At 74.8% G+C, this 628-nt stretch carries 1 pseudogene; it reads left to right on the top strand.

Annotated features, from left to right (window positions below):
* A pseudogene (locus tag CWIS_RS18935) lies at positions 1–567 on the top strand (hypothetical protein); the annotation flags it as partial.
* Positions 568–628 lie beyond the last annotated feature (61 nt).

Genomic DNA, 628 nt, shown 5'->3' with positions numbered 1-628 from the left:
CCGCACGGGTTCGACACGTGGCAGACGAACCTCATCGACTTCGTGCCCCGCCTGTTCCGCGAGGAGCCGGCGGAGGGGATCGAGCTGCGCGCGGTCGTTCCGGAGCAGGCCGACGGCGTGCTCGCGCTGTCCGTGGCGGACCACGACGAGGGCGTGACGCTCACCCCCGCGACGAACGCCGGCGACCGGCTGCGGTTCCGCGGCGCGCTGCCGGCCGTGACGGTCACGGACTCGCGGTCCGTCTCCCAGGCGGGTGCGAGCGGCTGGGCGGTCGCCGGCCAGGCGTACACGTTCACGTCCGCGACACGGGCGTTCGGTGCCGAGTACCTCGGGTGGAGCCCGCGCGTGGAGACCCCACGGCCCGGTCTGACCGCGGGCGCCGCACGCACGACCGCCTTGAGCGGTGGTCACGGTCTCGTGGTGCCCGGGCGCCTCGCGTCCGCGACACCCGTGGGCCGGTTCGGCTCGGCGACCCTGGGTGCGGATCTCTCGCTCGAGGTGCCCGTCGACACGGCGCCTGGCAGCTACGCGGGGACGTTGACCCTGACGCTCTTCCCCGTCGACTGACCGGTCCGGAACCACCAGCACCGACCGCCGCGCGGTGGGCACCCACGGGTGTCCCACCGCG

The sequence above is a fragment of the Cellulomonas sp. A375-1 genome (assembly GCF_001040865.1).
GTDB classification, from domain to species: domain Bacteria; phylum Actinomycetota; class Actinomycetes; order Actinomycetales; family Cellulomonadaceae; genus Cellulomonas; species Cellulomonas gelida.
This window is presented reverse-complemented; position numbering and strand designations above follow the sequence as displayed.